This is a genomic window from Agathobaculum sp., assembly GCF_050946325.1.
Lineage (GTDB): Bacteria > Bacillota > Clostridia > Oscillospirales > Butyricicoccaceae > Agathobaculum.
In genome coordinates this window covers 1-8,902 of sequence record NZ_JBMNUP010000069.1, presented here as the reverse complement: position 1 = coordinate 8,902, position 8,902 = coordinate 1, and the positions used below count along the sequence as shown (strand labels likewise).

The window sequence follows — 8,902 nt, the reverse complement described above, 5'->3', positions numbered from 1 at the left end:
AAAATATAGGCGGGAAGCGCCGGCAGGATAACCCGGCTGTAGAGCACAGCCTGCTCCAGCAGCTGCCCATCTGCGCCGAGGAAATGTGCAACAGGACGCAGCGATATCAGGCCCAGAACGGTTATGAGCACTCCAAGCAGGATGGAAATATAGACAAGCATGGAAAAAATGTGCCGGGCTTTGCTGTCGTCGCCCTCGCCCATTGTTTTTGCAACAAGCGCGCTGCCGCCGGTTCCGAACATAAACCCCACAGCACCGAGCATCAAAAGAAACGGCATGATAAAATTGACTGCGGCAAACGGTGTCTTGCCTACAAAATTGGAAACAAAAAAACCGTCCACCACCCCATAGATGGAGGTGAAAACCATCATGATAATAGAGGGCAGGGTAAAGCGAAACAGTTTCCCATATGTAAAATGATCTGAAAGCTGAATATTCATGAAACCTCCTGTACGGATTTGCGATATTTGCCAAAAGAGAGATTCTGTCAGGTGCGTTACAATGAAATAACGCCGGATAAAGATAACCGGACAGCAAAAGACCTTATCCGGCCCGCACTGTTACGGCAGTGCAGGCCCTCCGGCCGTTTGCTATATCCGACATCTTATCCGGCGTGTATATACGGTTACACATCCTCCGATGACTACGGGATACTATAGCATAGGAATAAAAAATTGTCAACCTCGTGCTTTTACGGCTGCACAGATTTAGGAACGTCCGTGCAAATGAGCAGAAGCAGGCGCTGACGGAGAGGGGCACCCGACGACGGGCTGCTTCGCAGATGGAGCTATTTCATCAAGTGAGAATAATCCGCAACTAACATTTTGCATTCGCTGCACCAAAAGGCAGCAGGCCAGTCGCTGATATCCCAACCGCCATATATGTCAGACGGCAATAAGGTGGCATTTTTCTTTTTCAGTATTTTATCGCTTAACAGTTTTGGATAGGTTTCCCCCATAGGAAGAAAGAAGTTATACCCGCGGCCTCCTAACGTTCCCTGTGTCATCTGTTTGCTGCATTTTGGACAGTTCATGGAAAATGACTCCGCTCTGTTTTGCTTATTTTATCATGTCTTTTGGGACGAATCAACCGCATCCTCTGTTGATGGAAGCAAAAAAATATGATAAAGTAATAAAAAGAAAAATTTGAATTTGCGAGGAGATAAACCATGAAGTTTGCGTTTTTGATTATGGGGAATTTTAGCCCTGATGAGGACAGAGCGGCCATCCATGGCGGGGATGCGCAGATCATTGGGGTTGCCAATATGGAGGAAGCATGCGCTGCTGCAAAACAGCTGCGTGAGCAGGGGATTGACTGCATAGAGCTGTGCGGCGCGTTTAGAGAGGAAGGAGCAAAGACGGTGATTGAAGCGACGGGCAATCAGCTGCCGATAGGCTATGTGACGCATTTACCGGAACAGGACGACGTATATCGTGCAGCGTTTGCAGAATAAAAAATCGCAGCTGAACAGAAAACTGCGGTCTGCGAAAAAACCTCCCTTTGCCATTTGGGCGAAGGGAGGTTTTTTAGACGCTGCATCCGGCTGAGGGAAGAAGGGAGGACTCGTTGTCTGCCAACGGGGTGTGAGCGCCGGAATTGCAGCGCGCGAGGGGGATTACTGCTGCAATAAAACCATGGTGCGGTATAGCATTTCGCATGCCTGCTGGCGTGTAAGCGGTGTGTCGGAAGGCGTATGCGCAGTCTCAGAAGAAAGTACGCTGCTGTGCATAAGCTGACTGACTGCGCTTTGCGCCCAGTCCATATCAGCGGCATGCTGCGCTGAAACAACGGGCTGGATACTGCTTTCTGCATTGGACAGCAGATTGTTTAGCACAACACAGGATTCGGCAAGTGTGATGGGATTTTGACCGCGTATTTCGGATAAACCGTCTGTTGGATAGCCGCTGACCAGCCCGTTCGCAGCGGCTGTGCTGATGAACGGCTTGGCCCAGGGAGACAAGCCGCTGTCATCGGCGAAATCGGTCTGCTCGGTAGGCTCTACCGGAAGCGCAGCAAGCGTAGCGGCCATGGCGATAAATTCGTTGCGCGTGATGGTCTGTGCCGGACGGAAGAAGAAACAGCCGCCGATTTTTTCACCCGTCATCAAGCCTGCGGCAGAAAGACGGATTGCTGCATAGTGGGCGGGATTGCCCTCCATATCGGCGTAAGTCAGTTTGGCTTTGTTCTTTTCAATGGTTACAGTGATTTGCGCAGGCGCGGCGGTGTTCCCGTTGGCATCCACCGCTGTATAGGAAAACTTGTCCTTTCCGGTTTTTTTGACAGGAGAATAGGTGAGTGTGCTGCCTGCAATCACTGCCGTGCCGAGCCGCGGCTGCTCGGTAAGCTGAAACAGTACGATATCATTTTCCGCATCCGCCGCAGTGAGCGCAATTTCAATCGGCACACCGGAACAGGTAGCAGCCTCAACCGCCTGCACCGAGGGGACAGAGCCGGCTACGGGAGAGATGGGGTTTTGACCGGCCAGCAGCGCTGCCGCTGAAAACAGCAGCGTGAATGGAAGCAGCAGCGCACAAATAAATAGCTTTTTATCTTTCAAAATTGATACACCCTTTCCGAAAAGGTTTGTTGCTGCAGAGTATGCGCAGCAGTTGGTGACTTTATACATAAAAATTCCAAATATGCTGCAAAAGATTCGGAAACTCTGATAAAAATGGGAAAAGATGCAAAAATACTTGTAGGCACGCAGGTTTTGTGAGATAATTTAACACGAAAAACAGAACAGCAGAGAAAGGAGAGTCGTGATGAAAACGCATCAGCTCGTTTTGGTGTTGGATTTTGGCGGTCAGTACAACCAGTTGATTGCGCGCCGAATCCGCGAACACCATGTTTATTGTGAGGTAAAACCGTACCATACGTCGATTGAGGAAATTCGCGCGCTGAACCCGATCGGCATTGTATTTACCGGCGGTCCGAACAGCGTATATGATCCTGCATCACCCAAGTGCGACCCTGCCGTATTCGAGTTGGGCGTTCCGGTGCTCGGCATCTGCTATGGCTGTCAGCTGATGGCACACATGCTGGGCGGCATGGTTACGGCGGCACAGGACGATTCCGCGCGCGAATATGGAAAAACCGGGACGTTTTACGATACGGACTGCAAGCTGTTCCGGGGATTGCCCGCAGAGGGGATTTCGTGGATGAGCCACGGCGATTATATGGCAAAGGTGCCGGAAGGCTTTGCACTTGTCGGGCATACAGCGATGTGCCCGAATGTGGCAATCGCAGATGAAGCGCGCGGCTTTTACGGCGTACAGTATCATCCGGAAGTCAATCACACCGAAAACGGCAGTCTGATGCTGAAGAATTTCCTCTATGAGATTTGCCATGCCAAGGGTGACTGGACGATGGAGGACTATAAAAACACCTCGATCAAAGCCATTCGGGAAAAGGTCGGCGATGGCAAGGTTTTGCTGGCGCTGTCCGGCGGTGTGGATTCGTCGGTTGCGGCGGCGCTGCTCGCGGAGGCGGTCGGCAGTCAGCTCACCTGTGTATTTGTCGATCACGGTCTGATGCGCAAGAATGAGGGAGACGAGGTAGAGGCTGCATTTTCTAAATGGGACATCCATTTTGTACGGGTGGATGCCGAGCAGCGTTTCCTCAGCAAGCTTGCGGGTATCGCAGAGCCGGAGAGCAAGCGGAAGATCATCGGTGAGGAGTTTATCCGTGTCTTTGAAGAAGAAGGCAAGAAAGTCGGCAAGGTTGATTATCTGGTGCAGGGTACGATTTATCCGGATGTAATCGAGTCCGGTGCGGGCGATGCAGCGGTCATCAAGAGCCATCATAACGTAGGCGGCCTGCCCGACTATGTGGACTTCAAGGAGATCATCGAACCGCTGCGGCTGCTCTTTAAGGACGAGGTGCGTCAGCTGGGCCGTGAGCTTGGCCTGCCCGAATATCTGGTTATGCGTCAGCCGTTCCCGGGACCGGGTCTTGCAATTCGCGTCATTGGAGATGTTACGAAAGAAAAACTGGACACCCTGCGTGAAGCGGATTTCATCTTCCGCGATGAGATCGCAAAGGCCGGACTGGAACACACAATGAATCAGTACTTTGCGGTGCTGACCAATATGCGTTCGGTCGGCGTGATGGGAGACGGTCGAACCTATGATTATACCCTTGCGCTGCGCTCGGTAACAACGACCGATTTTATGACCGCGGACTGGGCACGCATCCCGTATGAGGTACTCGACCGCGTAAGTGTACGAATCGTCAATGAGGTGGGCCATATCAACCGCATTGTGTATGACATCACGTCCAAACCGCCGTCTACGATCGAATGGGAGTAAGCGGATACGGTGATAATATAAAGCCGCTATCCATACAGAAAAAAACAAAAGAGCGAACCGACCTGTGTGCAGGACGGTTCGCTCTTTTTCTATGCGGCGAAAAAGGTATGGGCGTTTTCAGAAGTAACGGTCAAAAAACGCTTTGATATACGCGAAAGGAATGATTTCCGTTTGATCATAAAGGTCTACATGGTTTGCGTTGGGCAGCAATAACAGCTCCTTGTTTTGCGCATAAGAATTGTGGCTGACCATTGCTGCGTAGGTATCCCTGCTGAAATAGCAGGAATGGGCTTTTTCACCATGAATCAGCAAAACGGCAGAACGAATTTCATGGCAATGTGTCAGAATTGGCATATGCATAAAGGATAAGGCGGATGTGGTATTCCAACCGCTGTTTGAGTTTAACGAGCGGGGGTGATAACCGCGATCGGTTTTATAATAGGCATAATAATCTTTCAAAAATTGCGGCGCGTCGTCTGGAAGCGGATCGGCTACGCCTCCGGCCCGCGCATAGGTGCCGGTTTTATAATCTTCCGTGCGCTGCGCATTCAGCGCTTTCTTTTTGGCATAGCGGGCCGATTCGCTGTTCTCGCTGTCAAAGTATCCATTTGCATTGACTCTGGACATGTCATACATGGTTGCAGCAATTGTGACCTTAATGCGGGTGTCGATAGCCGCAGCATTGATCGCCATGCCGCCCCAGCCGCAGATGCCGATAATTCCAATCCGCTCAGGGTCAACATCGGCCTGAACAGAAAGAAAATCAACTGCTGCGCAGAAGTCTTCGGTATTGATATCAGGCGACGCTACATAGCGCGGCATACCTCCGCTTTCTCCGGTAAACGATGGATCGAAAGCGATGGACAAAAAGCCCTGCTCCGCCATTTTTTGTGCATACAAGCCGGAAGCCTGCTCTTTCACGGCGCCGAAAGGGCCGCACACTGCAATGGCAGGGAGTTTGCCGGCTTTCTGTTTTGGCACATATAAATCGGCGGCTAAAGTGATTCCGTATCGGTTGACAAACGTAACCTTTTTGTGATTTGTTTTTTGACTTCTGGGGAAAGTCTTGTCCCATACGTCTGTAAGATGTAACTGTTCGGCTGTCATTCTGTGTTCCTTTCCAAATCATACGTCAGATACACCGCCGCACTGTGCCAAATAATCCGCATCCGTTACCGGTTCCAACCACTCGTTTTCTGTGCCGCTGCCAGGGACTTCAATGGACAAGTGCGAAAACCAGCTGCCGGGTACAGCGCCGTGCCAGTGCTTGACGCCGGAGGGGATATTGACTACATCGCCCGGCGACAGAATAACGGCAGGCTGCCCCCATTCCTGATAAAGGCCCTGTCCGGCAACACAGACCAAAATTTGTCCTCCGCCGCTTTGGGCATGATGAATATGCCAGTTGTTGCGGCACCCGGGCGCAAACGTAACGTTAAAAATATTTATCTGTTTGGTGGAGATTGGCGCCAAAAAGCTTTCTCCGGTAAAGTATTGCGCATAGGCAGCATTGGGCTGACCGATAGGGAAGAGCATGGCCTGCGTGTGCAGCTTTTTTGCAGTTTGCGTATCTGACATTTTGTTCCATTCCCTTGTTCCGGATTTTGTGATTTATCCGTTTCTGTTGTTGACATTCTGCGGCAGGCTTATGGTGCAATTGCCCTGCCGGCCCGATATGCTTGCTCTATGGCGGGGTGGCCGGCGATATCGCCTATCTCGTTTACACCGCCGGCAAAAATGGTGTCTGCAAGTTCGCAGCGGTCAAAGCAGTCGACCCAGCCCTGCACTGCCTTGACTGCGCCTTCCACAACATAGGGCGCATCTTCTGCTGCGGCAGCCAGAAGGTAAACCCTGGTAAAAGAATAGTCTGAGCCAAAAAGCGGATTGGCGCGGTCCAACAGGGTTTTCAGCTGTCCGCTGACGCTATAGTAATAAATCGGCGTTGCAAAAACAAGAACATCAGCATCGTGCATTTTGGCAGCGATTTCAACGGCATCGTCGTTGAGAACGCATCGGCCGCGTGTGGAACAGGCCAGGCAGCCGGTACAGAAACCGTATTTCTTTTCGCGGAGATAAACGGTTTCGACTTCGTGTCCTGCATCGCTGGCCCCTTTGGCAAATGCTGCGGACAACGCTTCGGAATTTCCCCCTTTACGGGGACTGGATGATATGATAAAAACTTTTTTCATGCAGTAAGCCCTCCTTTTTAAGCGCTTGATAATTTTGTTTTTTCTGATATACTTATGGTAAAACATAAACCTGACTTTAGGTCAAGAGAAAAATATAAAAAGTGGAGAGTGTTTTTTTATGTATACCATTGGTCAAGTATCTGAAATGTTTCAGTTGCCCATATCAACCTTGCGCTATTATGATAAACAGGGCCTGTTCCCACAGATAAGACGTGTTTCCGGCATCCGTAAATTCAGCGATACAGAAATAGAAGCACTTCGCGTTATAGAATGCCTGAAAAAATCAGGTTTAGAGATTAAGGATATCAAACAGTTTATGGATTGGTGCGCAGAAGGGAAAGCAACCTACCCGCAACGAAAGGCATTGTTTGAAAAACAACGAAAAAACCTGGAAGCGGAGATAACGCGGCTGAATAAAGTGTTGGATATGCTGAAATTTAAGTGCTGGTACTATGAACAGGCCATGCAGGATGGCGGTGAAGAGCGGCTGAGCAAAATGCTTCCCAATCATTTGCCGGATGAGATTCGTCCGGCGTATGAAAATGCGCATAAAGCGTAGATACAGGGTCTTGCAGCACTGCGCAGAATAAAAAAACCGCGAAAACATGAGCGCATCATGCTTTCGCGGTTTTGCATTATTCACATATCGCATCCGCCCGGACAATCGTTTCCGAATACAATAGACAGCAGCCAACCAACAATACCCATATAGACCATGGCGTTTAGAGGGGTAGAAGTGATAGAGCAACTGCCGGACGGACAGCCGACAAAATAGTAGTAGACAAGCCCCGCCAGCGCGCCGCCCAGAATAAACAGGGCAGGGCGAATCCATTTTTTCAGTTTACTTTTCATATCAAATCCCTCCGGCCAGATATTCTTCCGCCATATGAACAGCCGTAGCGCCATCTGCCACAGCGGTTACTACTTGGCGAACCGGTTTCGTTCTCACATCACCAACGGCAAATACACCGGCGATATTGGTTTTTGTCGTTTCATCCGCAATAATATATCCATCAGCGGAAAGCGTTAGCTGCCCCTGCAAAAGTTCGGTAGCAGGCTTTCTTCCGATGCTGACAAACACACCGTCGCAAGATACCGCGGAAAGCTCACCGGTCTTGCTATCTGCAAGGCGGACGCCGGTCAGTCTCGTGTCATATAAAAGTTCAGAAACTGTGCTGTTCCACCGGAATTCCACGTTTTTGGCCTGCATCAGAGGCTCGTGATAGATTTTTGTGGCACGGAGCGTGTCTCTGCGGTGGACAACAATCACTTTCTCTGCAATACGGCTCAACAGCAGCGCATCCGAAGCGGCGGTGTTGCCGCCGCCGACAACCACTACGGTTTTTCCCTTATAAAACATTCCGTCACAGGCTGCACAATAGGCGATGCCTCTGCCAACCAGTTCGGATTCGTGCGGCACGCCAAGCTCTTTGGGATTTGCGCCGACAGCGAGCACAACCGTCCTGCTATAAAAAGAACCCTCGCTGGTTTCAATCACTTTCGGATTCGCTGAAAGATGCAAACGGCTGACTTCAGCGTATTCACTTCTGGCCCCAAACTGCTCTGCCTGCTTTTGCATCTTTTCCGCCAGCGTAAATCCGTCGATGCTATCCTCAAAACCGGGATAATTGTCAATCTGATGGGTCAGCGCCATCTGGCCGCCGGCCGATAGTTTTTCCAGTACAAGGGCATCCAGCCCCGCGCGTGCGGCATAAAGAGCTGCCGTATAGCCGGCAGGGCCGCCGCCGATGATAATCATATCGTAAACATGATTCTGATTCATAGAAATACCTTCTTTACTCGGTCAGTGCATTGCGGATGAATTCGTCGATCATTGCCTTTGAAGTAGGGGCGACGATAGAATCAATCGCTTCTCCGTTGCGGTACAGCACCAGAGTCGGCAGTACTTCAATCTGCTCGGCTGCGGCAAGCTGTGCCTGCTCGTCAACATTGACTTTTCCGACGGTGAGCCGGCCGCTGTATTCCTCTGCGATTTTGTCATAAGGGGCGCTGATTCTGCGGCAATATCCGCACCATGGCGCCCAGAAATCCACCAACAGGGGGGTGCTTCCGCTGCGCATCTCTTCAAATAATTCCTGATTCATATTGATAGCCGCCATATCTGTCAGCTCCTTTTTCTTTATTTGTTGTTTATAGTATACCCAGCATTGCAGAGGCCTTCCGTGATAAAATCACCCAAAGGAAAAAGCGCGTTGTTTATTTTCGTTTTTCTGCGGACTGGTCTCTGCCGCTGTCAGAACAATGCGCGCGGCTGAATTCGATGGACCGGTTGCAAGAGCCGGTTGCAATAGGCGAAAAAACGTTGATTTCTGTGCAGGATGACGCGGCAATATCTTGCGGAATAAGGAGAATTATGATAGTATAAAAGACACAAAAGAATAGGAG

Annotated in this window: 11 protein-coding genes and 1 pseudogene; 3 read left to right on the top strand and 9 right to left on the bottom strand. The window is 50.4% G+C overall.

Annotated elements, in window-relative coordinates; translation table 11 throughout:
- Positions 1-440 (bottom strand): MATE family efflux transporter (locus ACOYIE_RS06745; protein ID WP_433411656.1); only part of this gene is annotated, 440 nt, incomplete at its 3' end.
- Positions 441-787: 347 nt separating this feature from the next.
- Positions 788-1,033 carry a PF20097 family protein gene (locus ACOYIE_RS06740; RefSeq protein WP_433411654.1) on the bottom strand — a complete coding sequence of 82 codons (246 nt, stop codon included), beginning with the start codon at positions 1,031-1,033 and terminating at the stop codon, positions 788-790.
- A 135-nt stretch (positions 1,034-1,168) separates the two neighbouring features.
- On the opposite strand from ACOYIE_RS06740, the gene ACOYIE_RS06735 reads away from it, so the two are divergent.
- Complete coding sequence (locus tag ACOYIE_RS06735; protein ID WP_433411652.1) at positions 1,169-1,453, top strand: DUF6506 family protein; 285 nt, start codon at positions 1,169-1,171, stop codon at positions 1,451-1,453.
- 162 nt (positions 1,454-1,615) lie between these two features.
- Here the strand turns inward: ACOYIE_RS06735 and ACOYIE_RS06730 are convergent, their stop codons facing one another.
- Positions 1,616-2,557, bottom strand: coding sequence for an S-layer homology domain-containing protein (locus ACOYIE_RS06730; protein WP_433411650.1), 942 nt, complete (start codon positions 2,555-2,557; stop codon positions 1,616-1,618).
- Between the two features lie 205 nt (positions 2,558-2,762).
- Between ACOYIE_RS06730 and guaA the strand changes: the two genes are divergently transcribed.
- Positions 2,763-4,307 (top strand): glutamine-hydrolyzing GMP synthase, encoded by a 1,545-nt coding sequence (gene guaA, locus ACOYIE_RS06725; RefSeq protein WP_433411648.1) that lies wholly within the window; start codon positions 2,763-2,765, stop codon positions 4,305-4,307.
- A 117-nt stretch (positions 4,308-4,424) separates the two neighbouring features.
- Here guaA and ACOYIE_RS06720 read toward each other — a convergent pair whose 3' ends face one another.
- The 3 genes and pseudogenes from ACOYIE_RS06720 to ACOYIE_RS06710 form a co-directional block, all read right to left on the bottom strand.
- Positions 4,425-5,414 carry an alpha/beta hydrolase gene (locus ACOYIE_RS06720; protein ID WP_433411646.1) on the bottom strand — a complete coding sequence of 330 codons (990 nt, stop codon included), beginning with the start codon at positions 5,412-5,414 and terminating at the stop codon, positions 4,425-4,427.
- An 18-nt stretch (positions 5,415-5,432) separates the two neighbouring features.
- Positions 5,433-5,846, bottom strand: a pseudogene (locus ACOYIE_RS06715) (cupin domain-containing protein); the annotation flags it as partial.
- Between the two features lie 107 nt (positions 5,847-5,953).
- Positions 5,954-6,496, bottom strand: a complete 543-nt coding sequence (locus ACOYIE_RS06710; RefSeq protein ID WP_433411644.1) for a flavodoxin family protein — start codon at positions 6,494-6,496, stop codon at positions 5,954-5,956.
- 118 nt (positions 6,497-6,614) lie between these two features.
- Here ACOYIE_RS06710 and ACOYIE_RS06705 point away from each other — a divergent pair, with 118 nt between their 5' ends.
- The gene (locus ACOYIE_RS06705; RefSeq protein ID WP_433411642.1) at positions 6,615-7,055 is read left to right on the top strand and encodes a MerR family transcriptional regulator; all 441 of its coding nucleotides are present in this window, start codon (positions 6,615-6,617) and stop codon (positions 7,053-7,055) included.
- An 80-nt stretch (positions 7,056-7,135) separates the two neighbouring features.
- On the opposite strand, the gene ACOYIE_RS06700 is transcribed toward ACOYIE_RS06705, so the two are convergent.
- From ACOYIE_RS06700 to ACOYIE_RS06690, 3 genes are read right to left on the bottom strand one after another with little or no spacing between them, the layout of a single operon-like run.
- Positions 7,136-7,348, bottom strand: a complete 213-nt coding sequence (locus tag ACOYIE_RS06700) for a DUF6132 family protein (RefSeq protein WP_433411640.1) — start codon at positions 7,346-7,348, stop codon at positions 7,136-7,138.
- A 1-nt stretch (position 7,349) separates the two neighbouring features.
- Positions 7,350-8,279, bottom strand: a complete 930-nt coding sequence (trxB, locus tag ACOYIE_RS06695; protein ID WP_433411638.1) for a thioredoxin-disulfide reductase — start codon at positions 8,277-8,279, stop codon at positions 7,350-7,352.
- A 13-nt stretch (positions 8,280-8,292) separates the two neighbouring features.
- Positions 8,293-8,616, bottom strand: a complete 324-nt coding sequence (locus ACOYIE_RS06690; RefSeq protein WP_433411636.1) for a thioredoxin family protein — start codon at positions 8,614-8,616, stop codon at positions 8,293-8,295.
- Positions 8,617-8,902 lie beyond the last annotated feature (286 nt).